Source organism: Microbacterium sp. HD4P20 (genome assembly GCF_019449275.2).
Classification (GTDB): Bacteria; Actinomycetota; Actinomycetes; order Actinomycetales; family Microbacteriaceae; genus Microbacterium.
The window spans coordinates 95,431-112,601 of record NZ_JAHZQZ020000011.1; the positions used below are offsets into that span (position 1 = coordinate 95,431).

Sequence of the window (17,171 nt, forward strand, 5' to 3'; positions counted from 1 at the left end):
GCGAGGGAGCTGTTTCAGGTAACCTGACATTCGAGCGAAGGCCGCGCATGACGCGCGACGCGAGGATGCGAAAGAGGAATGCAATGACCGCAACGGCCGTCTCCGTGACGATCGACGAGCTGCCCGACCTCGAGGGAGCGACCTTCGGTCCCTCCAGCTGGCGAGAGATCACGCAAGACGAGGTGAACCTGTACGCCAAGGTCTCGGGCGACGACAACCCCATTCATCTCGACGCCGAGTTCGCGGCATCCACCCCATTCGGCACGCGGATCGCGCACGGTCTGCTGACCCTGAGCCTCGTGGTGCCGCACATGCGCGAGATCTTCAAGGTCACGGGCGTCGGCATGGGGATCAACTACGGCATGAACCGCGTGCGCTTCCCCGCGCCGGTCCCCGTCGGCGCGCGCGTGCGCGTGCACGGCCACATCAAGTCCGTCACCGACATCGGAGGCGGCTGGCAGGTCGAGGTGCCGGTGACCTTCGAGATCGAGGATGTCGAGAAGCCCGCGTGCGTGGCCGAGCTCGTCCTGAGGTACTACAAGTGAGCGCGCCGCTGCTGGCGGGAAAGGTCGCGATCGTCACCGGCGCCGGCCGCAGCCTGGGCCGCGCGTACGCGCTCGCGCTCGCCGATGCAGGAGCGGCCGTCGTCGTGAACGACGTCGACGGCGAGACCGCGGCGCAGACCGTGGCCGACATCCGGTCCGCGGGCGGCCGCGCCGTCGCCTCGGTCGGACCGGTCGGACCCACCGAGACGGCGGACGCGCTCGTCGCGGCGGCCGTCGACGAGTTCGGCCGGCTCGACATCCTGGTCGCCAACGCCGGCGTGCTGCGCGACCGCGTGCTGTGGAAGATGGGCGATGACGACTTCGACGCCGTCATCGCGACGCACCTGCGCGGATCGTTCACGTGCGGCCGGGCTGCTGCCACCTACCTGCGCGAGCAGGGCGAGGGCGGGCGCATCATCCTGATCGGGTCGCCCGCGGGGCAGTTCGGCAGCTTCGGCCAGACCAACTACGCCACCGCGAAGGCCGGCCTCGTCGCGATGGCCCGCACGTGGTCGCTCGAGCTGGCACGTGCTGGCATCACCGCGAACGCCGTCGTCCCCACCGCGCTGTCGCCGATGACGGCGACCATCCCGGCGTACACCCAGGTGTACGAGGACTACGTGGCGGGCGCTCCGATCCCGGTCGAGTACCGGCGCGATCACGCGCTCGGAACCCCCGAGGATGTCGCCTCGCTGATCGTGTGGCTGGCATCGGATGCCGCGGCCGACGTCACCGGGCAGGCCATCGGCATCGGCGGCGACCGGCTGACGCTGTATGCGCACCCGACCGTCCTGCGTACCCTCGACCAGGACGGGGGCTGGAGCCCGGAGCAGATCGACGAGGCCTGGCACGCGCAGCTCGCGGCTCAGGCACAGCACTCGGGACCGCAGAAGGATTGAGGATGCGCGGACATTACGCCGACGTGTGGCAGGCCGTCGCGCGCGCCTTGCCCGATCGCACTGCGATCCGCACGATCGACGGACAGACCTGGACGTATGCCCGCTTCGCGCGCGAGGCCGGCGCTCTGGCGGCCACGCTCGCCGCGCGCGGCGTCGCTCCGGGCGACCGCGTGGCGATCCTGCTCTACAACCGCCCGGAGTTCCTCATCGCGTTCTTCGCGTGCCTGGCCGCGGGCATCACGCCCGTGCCGCTGAACTTCCGGTTCCGCGCCGGCGAGGTGGCCGAGCTCCTGGACGACTCGCAGGCCAAGGTGCTCATCCACCCGACGTCGATGTCGCAGGTGGCACGGGACGCCGTCGAGCAGGCCGCCGCGGAGGTCGTGCTGCTGAGCGTCGTCGACGACGGCACCCCGGCCCCTTCCGGCATCGCGTGGACCGAAGCCGTCGGCACGGGTGAGCTGCACCCCGAACCGCTCCCCGCGGCCGCGCCCGACGGTGCGGAGCTGTGGATCTACACGGGCGGCACGACGGGCCGGCCGAAGGCGGTGCGCTGGGACGAGCAGGACATGTTCGAGGTCCAGATGTTCGCCACCTACTCGCTCAGCGACCTGGCCTGGCCGCAGAGCCTCGACGAAGCGGTCGCCATTGCGAGCGCCCCGTCGACGCCGCACATCGTGAACCTGCCGCTCGCTCCGTTCATGCACGGCACCGCCCTCACGACCTCGATGAACACGCTCACCCTGGGCGGCACCGTGCTGGTGACCTCGTCGGCGCGGCTGGACGCCGAGGCCGCGCTGCGGTTCGCGAACGAGGCCGGGGCGACCCGCGTCATCGTCGCGGGTGATGCGGTGACGATCCCGCTCGTCGAGACCGCCGAACGGCTGGGCATCACTCTGCCCACGGTGAGGTCGGTGATGAGCTCGGGCATGCGCTTCAGTCCCGAGACCAAGCGCCGGCTGCACCAGCTGGGAGACCTGTCGATCTTCGATCTGCTCGCCTCGACGGAGGGCGGTGGGTTCGCTGTGACCACGACGACGGGCACCGACGACCTCCCGGGTCGCCCCCGCCTGTTCCCGACGGCAGTAGTGCTCGATGAGCACCGCAACGAGGTGCAGCACCGTCCCGGTGCCCTCGGCGTGCTCGCGCAACGCGGCGCGCTGCCGCTGGGCTATCACGGCGATCCCGACAAGACGGCGGCCACCTTCCCGGTGATCGACGGCGTCCGGCATGTGGTGCCCGGGGACTGGGTGCGCGTCGAGGACGACCTGCACATCGAGTTCCTCGGTCGCGGCAGCGGCGTGATCAACACCGGGGGCGAGAAGGTCTATCCGCTGGAGGTCGAGGAGGCCCTGCTCACGCACCCGGCGGTGGCCGACGTCGTGGTGCTCGGTGCTCCCGATCCCCGGTTCGGCGAGATCGTGACCGCGGTCGTCCAGCGCGCCGACGAGGTCACGGCCGACGAGCTCTTCGCCCACGTCGACGGGCTGCTCGCCGGCTACAAGCGCCCGCGCCACATCTTCTTCCGGGCGTCGATGGACCGCACACCCACCGGAAAGGTCGACGTCGGCAGACTGCGCGCCGAGGTCGTGACCGACCGAACCCAGGAGGCATCCGCATGATCGACCTCGAGCGCATCCGCGCGATCGACACCCACGTCCACATCCAAGTCGACGACAGCGGTCATTTCGGCGCATCGACCGAGCAGCGCGAGGCGATGGACCGCTATTTCGGCAGCTCCGAGCCGGTGCGCACCGTCGACGAGACGGCACAGTACTACCGCGAGCGCGACATGATGGCGGTGGTGTTCACGGTGGATGCCACCACCAACACCGGCCACGCTCCGAACAGCATCGACGACATCGCCGCGGGCTCGGCCCGCAATGCCGACACGCTCATCGCGTTCGGCTCGGTCGACCCGCTGCAGGGCGACGCCGCGATCGACGAGCTGCGGCGACAGGCGTCCGAGCTGCGCGTGCGCGGATTCAAGTTCCACCCCACGGTGCAGGGGTTCGACCCCTCAGCGGAGCGGTTCATCCCCTTGTTCGGCGCCATCGAAGAGCTCGGGCTGCCGATCGTGGTCCACACCGGCCAGACCGGCGTCGGAGCGGGGGTTCCCGGCGGTCTCGGCCTGCGGCTGGGGCTGTCGAACCCCATGCTGCTCGACGATGTCGCGGCGCGGCATCCGGGACTGTCGATCATCATGGCCCACCCGAGCGTGCCGTGGCAGGACGAGGCGATCTCGATCGCGACGCACAAGGCGAACGTGTGGATCGACCTGTCGGGTTGGTCGCCGAAGTACTTCAGCCCCGCGCTGGTGCGCGCCACCCGCACGTACCTGAAGCACAAGATGCTGTTCGGCTCGGACTTTCCGGCGCTCACACCCGACCGGTGGCTGCGCGATTTCGCCGGGCTGGAGCTGCCCGAGGAGGTGCAACAGCTCGTGCTCAAAGAGAATGCCGTCCGGCTGCTCGGCCTCGAGTCCGTCGCGGGCAGCGCATGAGCGGGCTGGAGTACCCCGGCGACCTGCTGGGCTTCGCCGATGACCTGACCGCCGCCGAGCGGGCGAAGCTCGCGCAATTGCGGGCCTACCTCGACGAGCACGTGCGCCCGGTGCTGGTCGAAAGGTGGGAGAGCGGCCAGTCGCTGGCCGACTTCCGCAGGCCGCTCGCCGACCTGCACCTGCTCGATGACCCCGGACTGCTCGGGCACTCCGCTGTGCTGCCGGGCGGCGCCCGCCGGCTGCGCCCGCTGTACCGGGGGTTCGTGACGCTCGAACTGTGCCGGCTCGACCTCGCGATGTCGATCACGTACGGCGGGCAGGTGGGCATGTTCCGCACGCTGATCCACGCGGGCGGCAGCCCGGAGCAGATCGCCACGTGGGACCCCGGCATCCTGGATTTCTCCTTCACGGGATGCTTCGCCCTCAGTGAGCCCGACCATGGGTCGGACGTCGCCGGCGGCATGTCGACCACGGCGCGGCGGACCGCCGAGGGCTGGGTCATCGATGGCGCCAAGCGCTGGATCGGCAACGCCACCATCTCGGACAACATCGTCGTGGTCGCCCGAGAGGCGGGCGGCGATCGCGTGCTGGCCTTCGTCGTGCCTGCCGACGCGCCGGGCGTCGAGCGCGCAGTGATGGCGCACAAGGGTGCCACGCGCATGGTGCACAACGCCGACATCCGCCTCGATGGCGTCGTCGTGCCCGAGGAGCGCCGGCTTCCGCGGATCGAGAGCTTCCGCGACATCAACCGGGCGTTCCGCTCACTGCGCGCAGACATCGCGTGGAGTGCGGCGGGGATGCAGCTTGGCGCGTATGCCGCGGCGCTGGAGTACGCGCAGCGGCGGGAGCAGTTCGGGCGTCCGATCGCGGGATTCCAGCTCATCCAAGACAAGCTCGTGCGCATCGTGGCGAACATCGCGCAGACTCTCGCCCTGGCGGTGCGCACGACCACCCACCCCATCGACGACGACGTCTCGCCGAGCCTGATCAAGCTCGTGGCCGCCGACCGGCTGCGCGAGTCCGTGGCGCTCGCGCGCGAGACGGTCGGCGGCAACGGCGTGCTGCTGGATTACGACGTGGTGCGCTTCTTCGCCGATGCCGAGGCGATGTACACCTTCGAGGGCACGCGCGAGGTCAACACGTTGATCGTGGGCCGAGCGCTGACCGGCCACAGCGCGTTCACTCGCTGAGCCGTCCCGCCTCGCGATCCGGTGAGATCTCTCTTGATTTGCATTTCAGGTTGCCTGATACTGGTGTGACCCGGACCGCGGCGATGCGTGAAGGGCGAGGTGGTCGAGGAGGACCGGACCTGTGAGCCAAGACGACAGCATCAAGACCGAGGACGCGCTGGATGTCTCCGGGCTGAGCGTGCGGTACGGACGATCGATCACGGCGTTGCGCGATGTGAACCTCCGGGTGGGCGACGGCGAGGTCGTGACCCTGATGGGGCTGAACGGCGCGGGCAAGTCGACACTCGCCCGCGCGGTGACCGGGCTGCTGCCGGCGCAAGGCGGATCTGTCACGGCGGGTTCGATCCGCAGCTTCCGCGAGGATCTGACCCACCGCTCGCCGCGAGCCATCGTGCGCCACGGCGTCGCGCAGACGCTCGAGGGCCGGCGCATCTTCGGCGGCATGTCGGTCAGCGAGAACCTCGACATGGGCGGGGTGACCGTGCGCGGAGCCGCACTGCGCGAGAACCGTGAGCAGATGTTCGAGCTGTTCCCGCTCCTGGCCGAGCGGCGGGACCAAGCGGCCGGACTGCTGTCGGGCGGCGAGCAGCAGATGCTCGCGGTCGCACGCGCGCTCATGTCCTCGCCCCGGCTGCTGGTGCTGGACGAGCCGACGCTCGGGCTCTCGCCGAAGCTCGTGACCTTTGTCGGCGACACCATCCGCGCGATCCAGGATGCCGGCACCAGCGTGCTGCTCATCGAGCAGAACGCGACCATGGCGCTCGCCGTCGCGGACCGCGGCTACGTGCTCGAGCACGGCCGCATCATCCACCAGGACACCGCCGCGAACCTCCGCTCCGACGAGGGACTGCAGCGACTGCTGCTCGGACTCGGATCGGAGGAGGTGGCATGAGCGCTCCGGCCCCCGCCGCGGCGCCATTGCTCCAGGTGCGCGACCTCGAGCTGTCGATCGGTGGCCTGCACATCCTGCGCGGCATCGGCTTCGACGTGGCCGAGGGCGAGTTCTTCACCGTGATCGGACCGAACGGGGCGGGCAAGACGTCGCTGCTGAACGTCATCAGCCGCATCTACCGCCCGACCGGCGGCACGGTGATCTTCGACGGCCGCTCGCTGCTCGAGGCCAAGCGCACCGCGCTGGCCGACCTCGGCATCGCCCGGACCTTTCAGAACCTCGCGCTGTTCGAGCACATGGACGTGATGGACAACGTCGTGCTCGGACGCCAGCGTCTGATGCGCTCCGGGGTGCTCAGCGGTGCGGTGTGGTGGGGTCGAGCACGGCGCGAAGAGACGATCGCGCGGCAGGCGTGCGAGCCGCTCATCGACCTGATGGGTCTCGGCGACTACCTCAGCCGACCGATCCGCGATCTGCCTTACGGGATCAAGAAGCGCATCGAGCTCGCGCGGGCGCTCGCCGTGGAACCCCGGCTGCTGCTGCTGGACGAGCCGGCCGCGGGGATGAACGACGAAGAGACCGATGAGCTGGCCGAGTGGATCCTGGTCGCGAAGCGCGAGCTGGACCTGACGATCGTCATGATCGAGCACGATATGGGCCTCGTGACGCGACTCGGCGACCGGTCGCTCGTGCTGGACTTCGGCACGACCATCACGATCGAGTCGCCGCGAGCCGCGATCTCGGATCCGCGCGTCATCGCGGCCTATCTCGGCGGCGACTCCGACGAGATCGAGGATCCCACGGTCACGGGGAACATCGCGCTGAAGATCCCGAAGCGCCTCGCCAAGAAGGGGGCCGGCCGATGACCGATTTCCTGCAGACCCTCGTGTCGGGCATCGCACTCGGATGCCTCTACGCCGTGCTGGCTCTCGGATTCGTGGTCGTTGCTCGAGCCTCCGGCATCCTTAATCTCGCCCAGGGCAGCTTCGTGATCCTCGGCGCCTACCTCGCCTACGCGCTCATCCACCAGGCGGGGCTCCCGTTCTGGGTCGGGGTCGTCCTCGCGATGGCGGCGGTCGCGGTGTTCGCGGTGCTGCTCGAGGCGCTCGTCGTGCACCGCGTCACCGACCACTTCGCGGCACTGCTGGTCACCTTCGGCGTCACGATCGCCGTCGCCCCGATCGTCACGGCTATCTGGCCGGGCGACTCGCTGAACCTCGACGACCCGTGGGCCCTGGAGGTGATCCGCGTCGCCGGAATCGGCATCACCGCGCGCGACGCGACGCTCATCCCGATCACCGCCGTGCTGCTGCTGGGATTCTTCCTGTTCTTCCGGTTCACGCGCATCGGCCTGAGCCTGCGAGCCACGGCCATCGACAGCGAGGCCGCCATGGCGCAGGGGGTGAGCACGCGGTTCGTCTTCGGCATCTCGTGGGGCATCGCCGGCGCCCTCGGTGCGTTCGGCGGCGTCGTGCTGTCGACCACTGTCGGAGGCGGGGTCAGACCCGGCCTCGAGGTCTATGCCTTCCTCGCGCTGCCGGTCATCATCCTCGGCGGCCTCGAATCGCCGCTCGGCGCCGTCGTGGGCGGTCTCATCATCGGCGTCGTGCAGCAGTTCGCAGTGTCGCTGGTGCCCGAGAGCTGGGGATCGGGCTTCGCCGACGTCGTGCCCTATCTCGTGATGCTCGTGATCCTGCTCATCCGGCCCGCCGGACTCTTCGGACGCAAGGAGATCAGACGCGCATGACCGCCACCGTCCGCCACGCAGAAGCGAACTCTGCCGACGCCAACTCCGCCGGTGCGGTGCTCGGCCGCAGCACCCGCGCGCGCGCCCCGCGGCTGTTCGGCACGCTCACGACGAAGATCCTCGCGATCGTGTTCGTCGTCGCCATCTTCGCCGTGCCGCTGAACATCGGCAACGGGTACGTGCTGACCGTCCTCACCACGGCGGCGATCGCCGCCATCGCCGCCACGGGCCTGAACCTGCTGACCGGCTATGCCGGTCAGATCTCGCTCGGTCATGCCTTCTTCGTCGGTGCCGGCGCGTTCAGCGGACAGGTGCTGGGCGGGCAGCTCGGGCTGCCGTTCCTGCTGTGGCTGCCCCTTGCCGCCCTGTTCGCCGGAGCCCTCGGCGCCCTCGTCGCGCCGTTCGCCCTGCGGCTGCGCGGGCCGTACCTGGCGATCGTGTCGCTCGGGCTGGTGTACATCGGCATCTACGCCGCACGCAATCTGCCCGCCTTCACCGGAGGTCTGAACGGCACGGTCGTGACCGCGCCGGTGGCGATCGGACCGCTCGATTTCACCTCGCTGCAGATCGGTCCGTTCCTGCTCACGCGCGAGCAGGGCATGTTCATCCTGTGCTGGGTGATCCTGGCCCTCGTGCTGCTGGCGACGGCGAACATCGTACGCTCGCGTTCGGGCAGGGCGATGCAGGCCATCCGCGATCACGACCTCGCCGCCGAAGTTCTGGGCGTGCGGCGGCTGCCGTCGATGATGAACGCCTTCATCGTCTCGTCCGTGCTGGGCGGTCTCGCGGGCGGCCTGCTCGGGGTGCAGCTGCAGTACATCCGGCCCGAGAACTTCGGGCTGGACCTGTCGATCCAGTACGTCGCGATCATCGTGATCGGCGGTCTCGCGAGCATCTGGGGCCCGGTGCTCGGCGCCCTGTTCATCGGACTCGTGCCGGTCATGGCGATCTGGCTGTCGGACTACCTGCCCTTCATCTCGAAGCCGGGCGAGCAGGGCGGCGTGAGCGTGTCGGGCTTCGGCCTCATCGTGTACGGCGTCCTCATCGTCGTCTTCCTGCTCTTCCGCCGCGGCGGCCTGATCTCGTTCTTCCACCGACCCGCTCGCGCCTCGCGCGCGCCAGCCGCGCGTGGCGCGGCATCCGACCCCGCACCAGGGGAATCCACCACACAGAAGGAAGGACCCAGCTCGTGAGAATCCGCACTCTCGGCGTCCTCAGCATGGCCGCAGCAGCGTTGCTGCTGACGTCGTGCGCCGTCCAGACCGCTTCGACCGGCGACACCCCTGACGACGGGGCCCAGGAACTGGCAGCCGTCCCGGGCTTCGACCTGTCGGACGGGGTGATCCACGTCGGCCAGATGACCGCGCTCAGCGGACCGCTGGCGCCGTCGTCGAACGAACAGGTCGCGGGACAGCAGGCCTACTACGACATCGTCAACGCCGAGGGCGGCATCGCCGGGCAGTACCCGGTCGAGGTCGTCACCGCCGACAACCAGTACAACCCGCAGCTGGCCGTGCAGGAGTACCAGCGCATCAAGGCTCAGGTCGTCATGCTCTCGGGCGTGCTGGGCGACGCGTCGACCGAGGCGCTGCTGCCGATCCTCGAGCAGGACGACGCCGTGGCGCTGCCGTCGACGCAGAGCTCGAGGTTCACGAAGCAGCCCAACCTCGGCATGACGTTCACGTCGTACCAGTCGAACACGTGGAACACGCTGTCGTACCTGTTCGAAGAGGGGCAGATCACCACGGAATCGACGGTGTGCTCGATGATCCAGGCCGACCAGTCCGGCGAAGCGCGCCAGATCGCCCTCGAGTACGCGAGTGAGGAGCTGGGGTTCACCCTCGGCCCGAAGACCGAGTTCGCGCCCACCGACACCGCGTTCACCGCGCAGGTGCAGACCCTGAAGAACGCCGAGTGCGAGGTCGTCGTCTTCGGCGGTGCCACGAACAACGTGCCCAACCTGGTCGCCGCGGCCACGCAGCTCGACTACGCGCCGGTGTGGCTGGCCGAGTTCTTCGCGATCGCCCAGTCGTTCAAAGACACCGACATCGCCGGCTACCTCGCCGAGAACTTCCTCATCACGGGACTCGCCGGCAACCTGGACGACACCTCGATCGAGGGCATCGACCTGCTCACCGAGCAGCTGGGCACGACCCCCACGATGCAGAACGTCTACGGCTTCATGCAGGCCATCACGGCATCGACGATCCTCGAGAAGGCCGTCGAACTGGGCGACCTTTCGGGCGCCGGGATCATGAACGCGATGGTCGAGCTCGACAAGGTCAGCTACCTCGGGCTCAACGGCGACATGACCTACGGCCCGGCCGAGGATCGGCTGCAGCCCGACACGTCGTCGATCTTCGCCTACGACCCCGCCGCGCCGGGCAGCCTCCGAGCGCTCGCGACCATGTACGTCGCGCCGGACGGACGCGGTCCGGACTTCTGAGCCCGCGTTCGCCCCGACGATGCCCGTCCGCTTCCGCGGGCGGGCATCGTCCTTTCCATCGGTGTCAGGCGGTTTCGTCACCGCCGGCGAGCCGCTCGAGCCAGGCCAGGGTCGCGCGCGTCATGTCGGCCGGCTGCCCGGCGGATTCGAGCATCGCCAGAGCATCGCGCACCTCGTGCTCGCGGCGTGCCGCATGGCGCCGGGTTCCCTCGACGAGCCGGTGCACGAGCGCGTCGCCGTCGGGTCCGAGTTCGCGCGCCATCTGCTCGTGCAGCCAGCCTTCGGCGCCGGACGCGCGTGCGGCATCGAGCCCCTCGATCACGAGCGCGGCGAGGCCCTTCATGAAGACGCTCCGTAGCAGTCGCAGTCTCGCCGCCTCGCCCGCGCCGGCAGCGAGCACCTCGACGGGGACCTCGAATGGCGCGAGCAGATCGGCCAGAGCCTGAGCACCCGGCCCGCTCGCGAGCACCCGGGTGCGGTGCCCTGCCCGAACGACGGGGCCGAGCACCGCGGCATCCGCCATCAGCACCTCGCGGTCCGCCGCGAGCCGGGCGATCTGCTGCTTGACCTCGGGCGAGCCGGTGTTGAGGTCGGCGTACACCGAGCCCCGGGGCAGGTGCGGCAGGGCGTCTCGGGCGACGGATGCCGCGGCCCGGCCGCTCACCAGGCTGAGCGCGACGTCGGCTCCGTGCAGGGCGGCGGCCAGGTCCGTGAACTGCGTGACCTCGGGGGCGTCCAGCTGATGGGCGGGATCGAAACCGCGGACCACGGCACCGGCGCGGGCCAGACCGCTCGCGTAGCGCCGCCCCGCTTCGCCGAGCCCGAGGACGGTGACCGTCGTCGAATCCCCGGTCATCGCCGCCCGCCCGCCTGCTCGGTGAGAGCGTCGTGCAGCACTCCCGCGTCATGCGGGTTGGTCTCGAGGCTCTCGAAGTACTCGAGCGACCGCCGCGATCCGCTCACGACCGAGCGGATGCCGTGGGTGCGCTCGTCGACATCGGGCCGGTAGGCGGCGGCGAGGTCGCGCGAGATGCCGGCAGCCGCGCGACGTAGCAGCTCGACGTATGGATGCGCGGATGTGCCGTCGTTGGGGATGACCACGCCGATGGCGGCGTAAACGGTGCCGCCGGGGCCGTTGACCGGCACCGCGACGCCCCGCGACTCGAGGTGGATGAAGCCCTCGGCCACGGCATGACCGTCGCTGCGCACCTGTCGCAGGCGCTGGCGCAGTTCGGCCGCGGTGCGGATGGTCTTCTCGGTGTACACGCGCAGGCCGTCGGAGACGACGTCGGCGACGAGGGATGCGTCGGCGTGCGCCAGCAGCACGAGCCCGCTCGACGATGCGTGCAGCGGGATCCGCCCGCCGATCAGCGTCGCGTTCACGACGGCGTCGCGCGTGGACATCCGGTCGATGAACAGCACGTCCCGCCCGCTGAGCACCCCCAGCTGCGTGTGCTGCCGCACCCGCTCGTGCACCGCTCCCAGCCACGGGCGAGCGATCTCTCGCAGGCCCAGCGCACCGGGCGTGCGGCTGGCGAACTCCCATAGCCGCACGCCGAGACGGTATGTGCGATCGGGCAGCCGTTCGAGCAGACCCTCCTGCTCGAGCTCGGCGATCAGCCGGTGGGCGCTGGAGCGGGGGATGCCGGCACCGTCGGCGATCTCACTCAGGGTGAGGAACGGATGCCACGCGTCGAACGTCTCGAGCACGCGCAGGTGACGGTGCAGCACCGACTCGCCGGCTGATCCTCGTGCCACGGCATCCTCCTCGATGACGCCGCCATGCTAGCCCGGGTTTCCGATGAACGGAACGCTGCCGTCACGAGTCGGAGCGATAGACCGTCCGGGCGTAGTCGTGGAACGGCGCGGGTGCCACGGTCGCGCGGATGCGCACCTGGCGGTGCAGGCGGTCCACGGAGTCCTTGTGCGAGATGGGATCCTCGCCCCACACGACCTCGACCTCTTCGCCTTCGGCGATGCCGACGTCCAGGGTCGCCAGCGACATGTACAGCTGGTCGTACGCGACGTAGCCGGCATCCGTCGAGATGCCCACCAGCTCGCCGCCGCGCCGCACCTCGTCCATCTGGTAGAGGCCGTAGCGGGCCTTCGGAAAGTCGAGGAACTTCGCCGGCGTGCCGGGCTCGATCTGCGACCGCACCACCGCCGCGACATCCTCGGAGTTCCACAGCAGCGTGACCTTGCGGCGGCGCGGATTCTCGGCGTGGCCCTCGAGCGCCTCACGGCCGTGGAAATCGTGATCGAACCGCACCGAGCGGCCGAGCCCGATGTCGAAGGGCGTCATGTAGAAGTCGTGAACGTCGTCGGAGTGCAGGGAGCCGGCGACCGACCCGATGCGCGCCGCGGGCAGCCACTCGCGGTACTCGGCGAAGTCGTCGTCGAACACCGCCGGGAACGGCGTCGGCACCCAGCCGGACTCGAGCGGTGACGACGAGTAGGCCTTGGCGCCCACGCGACGGATGTCGTGCTCGGCGCCCGCCTCGAGGATCGCCTCGAGCACGACCTCGTTGTCTTCCCACGGGCCGTAGAACTCGAACCCGGGCTGGCCGGCCATGCCGTGGCGCAGGGCCTTCACGGGACGTCCCGCGATCGTGACGTCGCCGATGTGGAAGAACTTGATCTCGGGAGGCGGCCCGCCGAAGATCTTCTCCATCGCGACGTCGGCCTTCGGACCCTGCAGCTCGTAGCGGTAGAACGTCGGCGGCCCCTGCCGCATGTGGGAGTTCGCCTCGAGCCGGGAGCGCACGTCCTTGCCGGCATCCTGAGCCTTCTCGACGTTGAAGCGCACCCAGTCGATGAGCATGTGGTGGCCGATGAGCACCAGACCCTCGGGCCCCTCGGAGTTGTAGAAGAGGATGCCGTCGCCGATCAGGTAACCGTTCTGGTTGACCGAGATCAGCTGCTTGGCCACGCCGGGACGGAACGTCGCGAACGTGTTGGGCGAGAGGGAACTCAGAAGCGGGATGAGGTCGGCGCCGTCGAGGAACAGCTGCGTCATGTGATGGGACTGGTCCATGAGGGCGACGGTCGCGCTCCATGCCCGCTGCTCGTCACGCCAATTGGTGAACTCGGGGGCCACCGGAAAGGTGAACGCCGGCCAGTTCTGGTTGCGCAGCAGTTCGATGGGGCTGCCCGCTCGCTCGATCGCCTGGGCAAGTGATTCGGTGCTCGTCTCGGTCATCGTCGACCCTCCTGTTCGTTGCGGTCAGCGTAGGTCGGGCCGCTCGGAGGGCGTGGGATGATTCCGTTGAACAGAATTCGCCGTGACCGCGGACTCGCGGGAGGAGGACGATCGACTACGCCCCGGCAGCGATGCAGGGGGCGAACGGTCACAATTCGCGCACAGTCGCGCGGTTCACACCAAAATCGTTGACAATCCAACCGGCGATCCGTAGTTTCCCAGGCAGGGGAGGACTCGAGTCCCCTGTCGAGGTGACGCCGCCCAGCGGTGGAATCGTCGGCGCGACGACGCAACGAAGCGAAAGGGCAGCATGGGCGCGCAATTGACGGTGAGCGACGTCAACCTGCACTTCGGCGGCGTGAAGGTGCTCCAGGACGTCTCGTTCGAGGTCGATCCGGGTGTGATCTTCGGCCTGGTCGGCCCCAACGGCGCCGGCAAGACCTCGCTGTTCAACTGCATCAGCGGGCACTACCGCCCGAGCACCGGGTCCATCCGCATCGACGGCGTCGAAGTGCGAGGCGCCAGGCCCGCCACCCTCGCGCGGCACGGCCTGGCCCGCACGTTCCAGCATCCGGCGCTGCAACTGCGCGAGACCGTCCTCGAGAACGTGCTGCTCGGCGCGCACAGCAGGCTTCCCGGCGGTCCGGTGGAATGGTCGCTGCGGCTGCCGCGCACATCCCGCGCCGAGAGGGAGCTTCGCACCGAGGCGATGGAGCTCCTCGAGGCGCACGGACTCGGCTGGGCTGCGCGCATGCGCGCCGACGAGCTGTCGCACGGTCTTCACAAGGGTGTCGAGCTGTGCCGTGCGCTGTTGATGAAGCCGCGCCTGCTGCTGCTCGACGAGCCGGCCGCGGGCCTGCCGCACGAAGAGGTGGAGCAGCTGATCGAGACGGTGCGACGCGTGCGGGATGCCGACATCACCGTCATCATCGTCGAGCACAACATGGGCCTCATCTCGGCGCTCACCGATCGCGTCATGGTCCTCGACCACGGCAGCAAGCTCATGGAGGGCACCGCCGCCGAGGCGCAGGCCGACCCCCGGGTGATCGAGGCCTATATCGGGAAGGACGCCGCGGATGACGCTGCTTGAGCTCGCCGATCTCACCGCGTCGTACGGACCCATCCAGGTGCTGGAGCGGGTCTCGCTGACGGTCCCCGAGGGCGGCGCCGTCGGCATCCTGGGCGCGAACGGCGCCGGCAAGACCACCACGCTGCGCGCGATCTCGGGAGCCGTGCGGTCCACGGGCACGCTCCGCTTCGACGGCAAGGACCTGCGGGGGATGCGGCCCGATCAGGTCGCCGCGCTCGGCATCGCGCATGTTCCCGAAGGCCGCGGCACGCTGTCGGATCTCACGGTGCGCGAGAACCTGATGGTCGGTGCCTACCTGCGCAAGGATCGCAAAGGCATCGCGTCCGACACCGAGTACTGCCTCGACCTCTTTCCGCAGCTCAAGGAGCGCATCCGCTCGAACGGCTCGGCGCTCTCGGGCGGCGAGCAGCAGATGCTCGCGGTGGCCCGGGCGATCATGGCCAAGCCCCGGCTCATGATGCTCGACGAGGCCTCACTGGGCCTCGCGCCCAGCACCGCGCGATCCGTCTATGACGCGATCGGCCGGCTGCGCCGCGAATCCGGCATCGCGATGCTCGTGGTCGAGCAGAACGCCAACCTCGCCCTGTCGCTCGTCGACACCGCGACCGTGCTCGAGACCGGCCGGAGCGTGCTCTCGGGCACGTCCGCCGAGCTTCGCGGCATGGATGAGATCCGCCGCGCGTACCTGGGAGGCTGACGGATGGGGACGTTCATCCAGCTGGTGGTCGACGGGCTGTCGACCGGTTCGATCTACGCGGCGCTGGCGCTCGCGATCGTGCTGGTCAATCAGTCCACCGGCCTCATCAACTTCGCCCAGGGCGGTATGGCGGTGCTGTCGGCCTACGTTGCGTGGGCGGTCTACGGGTGGGGTGTGCCCCTCATCGGGGCGATCCTCGTGGCGATCGTGTTCTCGTTCCTGCTCGGGGCGGTGATCGAGCGCTATCTCATCCGCCGCTTCGAAGGCGGTGATCCCGACACCGCGGTGGTGGTCACGATCGGCCTCCTGACGCTCATCACGGGCATCTGCGCGTGGATCTGGACCTATAACAATCGCCTCTTCCCGTCGCTGTTCCCCCTCGAGACCGTGGAGTTCGCGGGCGCCGTGATCAGCGTCCGCTCTCTCGGGACCTTCATCGTGATCGTGGCGATGATGGGCCTGCTGCAGGCGCTGATCATCGGCACCAAGCTCGGACTTGCGCTGCGGGCCGTCGCCATCAACCCGCATTCGTCGGCGTTCTCAGGGCTCCCGGTCGGCCGGCTGCTCATGGTGGGCTGGGGCCTCGCGGCCGTGCTCGGCGCGGTCGCCGGCGTCCTCGTCGCCCCGCAGCTGACCCTGACCCCCGGCATGATGGACTCCGCGCTGGTCTACGCGCTGGCCGCGTGCATCCTCGGCGGCTTGTCGAGTCCCGTCGGAGTCGTCGTCGCGGCGTGGCTCATCGGCGTTCTCGAGAATCTCGCCGCCGTGTACGTGCCGTTCATCGGCCACGATCTGAAGATCGCGGTGCCCTTCATCCTCATCTTCGTGGTGCTGATCCTCCGGCCCCAGGGCCTGTTCGGCCGGAAAGCGGTGGTGCGCGTCTGATGTCGACCACAACGGATCTGAATCGCACCAGCACGGCCGGGGCCTCCGGGTTCTTCGCCAAGCCCTGGGTGCAGTGGGCCGGTGTCGCGCTGATCGTCGTGCTCCTGCTGGTGCTGCCGCTGCTGCTTCCCGAGTTCGCGAACCAGACGATCGCGCGGATCGGCGTCTTCGCCGTCGCGGTGCTGGGGTTGAACGTCGTGATGGGCTACACCGGCCAGGTCTCGCTCGGGCAGATCTTCTTCGTCGGGCTCGGCGCGTACGTCACGGCGTACGGCGTCAACGAGGACTGGAACGTCGTCCTGGTGTTCGTGCTGGCCTGCATCGTGCCCGCCGTGGTGGGCCTGCTCATCGCCCTCGCCGCGGCACGGCTCGGCGGGCTCGCCATCGCCATGGTCACGATCGCCCTGCCCATTGTCGGCGTGCCGCTCGCCAAGCGCCTGTCAGAGTTCACGGGCGGTTCGCAGGGCACGTCGGCGCGATTCACGGATGCCCCGGAATGGACGGGCCTGTACGACGATCAGTGGCAGCTGTACCTGGTGTTCCTCATCGGCGGCATCACGTTCCTGCTCACCCGCAACCTCGTGCACGGCAAATACGGGCGCGCGTTCGCCATCGTGAAGGGCAACGAAGCGGTCGCGTCATCCATGGGGGTCTCGCCGTACCGCTACAAGGTGCTCGCGTTCACCATCGCGTCCCTCATCGGCGGCGTGAGCGGATTCCTCTACATGGTGGTCGTGCAGTACACCTCGCCCGAGACACTCCACTTCGGACACTCCATCGAGCTGCTCGCGTCGATGGTGATCGGCGGCGCCGGAAGCATCTTCGGCTCGCTGCTGGGCGGTGCCTGGTACGTGCTCGTCCCGCAGATCACGAACATCATCGACCCGAACATCACCGCCGTCCTGCAGGGCGCGATCCTGCTGGTGGTGCTGTTCGTCCTTCCTGGCGGGCTGGTCTCGCTCCCGAGGCTGTGGCGACGTCGCCGCGCCTCGTCGCCACCCACACGGTCGTCCGACGCCACACCGTCGTCCGACGCCACACCGTCGTCTTAACCACACGAATCACCAAGAGAGAGGCAAGA

General features: G+C 69.2%; 17 protein-coding genes. 14 read left to right on the top strand and 3 right to left on the bottom strand.

Translation table 11 applies throughout. From position 1 onward, the window contains the following. The first annotated feature begins 83 nt into the window (after positions 1 to 83). From K0817_RS03560 to K0817_RS03605, 10 genes are all read left to right on the top strand, one after another. On the top strand, positions 84 to 545 hold the full coding sequence (locus tag K0817_RS03560) for a MaoC family dehydratase (RefSeq protein ID WP_219979995.1): 462 nt from the start codon (positions 84 to 86) through the stop codon (positions 543 to 545). Beyond that, complete coding sequence (locus K0817_RS03565) at positions 542 to 1,444, top strand: SDR family oxidoreductase (RefSeq protein ID WP_219979996.1); 903 nt, start codon at positions 542 to 544, stop codon at positions 1,442 to 1,444. The genes K0817_RS03560 and K0817_RS03565 overlap by 4 nt, the downstream gene beginning before the upstream one ends. Positions 1,445 to 1,446: 2 nt before the next feature. Further along, positions 1,447 to 3,063: an AMP-binding protein gene (locus tag K0817_RS03570; RefSeq protein ID WP_219979997.1), complete on the top strand. Its 1,617-nt coding sequence runs from the start codon at positions 1,447 to 1,449 to the stop codon at positions 3,061 to 3,063. After that, positions 3,060 to 3,944 carry an amidohydrolase family protein gene (locus K0817_RS03575; RefSeq protein ID WP_219979998.1) on the top strand — a complete coding sequence of 295 codons (885 nt, stop codon included), beginning with the start codon at positions 3,060 to 3,062 and terminating at the stop codon, positions 3,942 to 3,944. The genes K0817_RS03570 and K0817_RS03575 overlap by 4 nt, the downstream gene beginning before the upstream one ends. Then, positions 3,941 to 5,134, top strand: coding sequence for an acyl-CoA dehydrogenase family protein (locus K0817_RS03580; protein WP_219979999.1), 1,194 nt, complete (start codon positions 3,941 to 3,943; stop codon positions 5,132 to 5,134). The genes K0817_RS03575 and K0817_RS03580 overlap by 4 nt, the downstream gene beginning before the upstream one ends. Before the next feature lie 121 nt (positions 5,135 to 5,255). Continuing rightward, entirely contained in the window at positions 5,256 to 6,026 is a 771-nt protein-coding gene (locus K0817_RS03585) for an ABC transporter ATP-binding protein (protein WP_219980000.1), read from the top strand. Beyond that, entirely contained in the window at positions 6,023 to 6,892 is an 870-nt protein-coding gene (locus K0817_RS03590; RefSeq protein ID WP_219980001.1) for an ABC transporter ATP-binding protein, read from the top strand. Before K0817_RS03585 ends, K0817_RS03590 begins: the two co-directional genes overlap by 4 nt. After that, positions 6,889 to 7,773 (top strand): branched-chain amino acid ABC transporter permease, encoded by an 885-nt coding sequence (locus K0817_RS03595; protein WP_219980002.1) that lies wholly within the window; start codon positions 6,889 to 6,891, stop codon positions 7,771 to 7,773. Before K0817_RS03590 ends, K0817_RS03595 begins: the two co-directional genes overlap by 4 nt. Next, entirely contained in the window at positions 7,770 to 8,966 is a 1,197-nt protein-coding gene (locus tag K0817_RS03600) for a branched-chain amino acid ABC transporter permease (protein WP_219980003.1), read from the top strand. The genes K0817_RS03595 and K0817_RS03600 overlap by 4 nt, the downstream gene beginning before the upstream one ends. Further along, entirely contained in the window at positions 8,963 to 10,219 is a 1,257-nt protein-coding gene (locus K0817_RS03605) for an ABC transporter substrate-binding protein (RefSeq protein ID WP_219980004.1), read from the top strand. The genes K0817_RS03600 and K0817_RS03605 overlap by 4 nt, the downstream gene beginning before the upstream one ends. A gap of 64 nt (positions 10,220 to 10,283) precedes the next feature. Here K0817_RS03605 and K0817_RS03610 read toward each other — a convergent pair whose 3' ends face one another. From K0817_RS03610 to K0817_RS03620, 3 genes are all read right to left on the bottom strand, one after another. Beyond that, positions 10,284 to 11,075 (bottom strand): DUF1932 domain-containing protein, encoded by a 792-nt coding sequence (locus tag K0817_RS03610; protein WP_219980005.1) that lies wholly within the window; start codon positions 11,073 to 11,075, stop codon positions 10,284 to 10,286. After that, positions 11,072 to 11,977: an IclR family transcriptional regulator gene (locus K0817_RS03615; RefSeq protein WP_219980006.1), complete on the bottom strand. Its 906-nt coding sequence runs from the start codon at positions 11,975 to 11,977 to the stop codon at positions 11,072 to 11,074. Before K0817_RS03615 ends, K0817_RS03610 begins: the two co-directional genes overlap by 4 nt. A gap of 61 nt (positions 11,978 to 12,038) precedes the next feature. Then, positions 12,039 to 13,418, bottom strand: a complete 1,380-nt coding sequence (locus K0817_RS03620) for an aminomethyl transferase family protein (RefSeq protein ID WP_219980007.1) — start codon at positions 13,416 to 13,418, stop codon at positions 12,039 to 12,041. Between the two features lie 310 nt (positions 13,419 to 13,728). Between K0817_RS03620 and K0817_RS03625 the strand changes: the two genes are divergently transcribed. From K0817_RS03625 to K0817_RS03640, 4 genes are read left to right on the top strand one after another with little or no spacing between them, the layout of a single operon-like run. Then, a complete protein-coding gene (locus K0817_RS03625; RefSeq protein ID WP_219980008.1) occupies positions 13,729 to 14,508 on the top strand; it encodes an ABC transporter ATP-binding protein in 780 nt (259 codons plus the stop codon). Next, the gene (locus K0817_RS03630) at positions 14,495 to 15,205 is read left to right on the top strand and encodes an ABC transporter ATP-binding protein (protein WP_219980009.1); all 711 of its coding nucleotides are present in this window, start codon (positions 14,495 to 14,497) and stop codon (positions 15,203 to 15,205) included. The genes K0817_RS03625 and K0817_RS03630 overlap by 14 nt, the downstream gene beginning before the upstream one ends. 3 nt (positions 15,206 to 15,208) lie before the next feature. Further along, complete coding sequence (locus tag K0817_RS03635) at positions 15,209 to 16,090, top strand: branched-chain amino acid ABC transporter permease (protein WP_219980010.1); 882 nt, start codon at positions 15,209 to 15,211, stop codon at positions 16,088 to 16,090. Then, positions 16,090 to 17,142, top strand: coding sequence for a branched-chain amino acid ABC transporter permease (locus tag K0817_RS03640; RefSeq protein WP_219980011.1), 1,053 nt, complete (start codon positions 16,090 to 16,092; stop codon positions 17,140 to 17,142). Before K0817_RS03635 ends, K0817_RS03640 begins: the two co-directional genes overlap by 1 nt. The last annotated feature ends 29 nt before the right edge of the window (positions 17,143 to 17,171 follow it).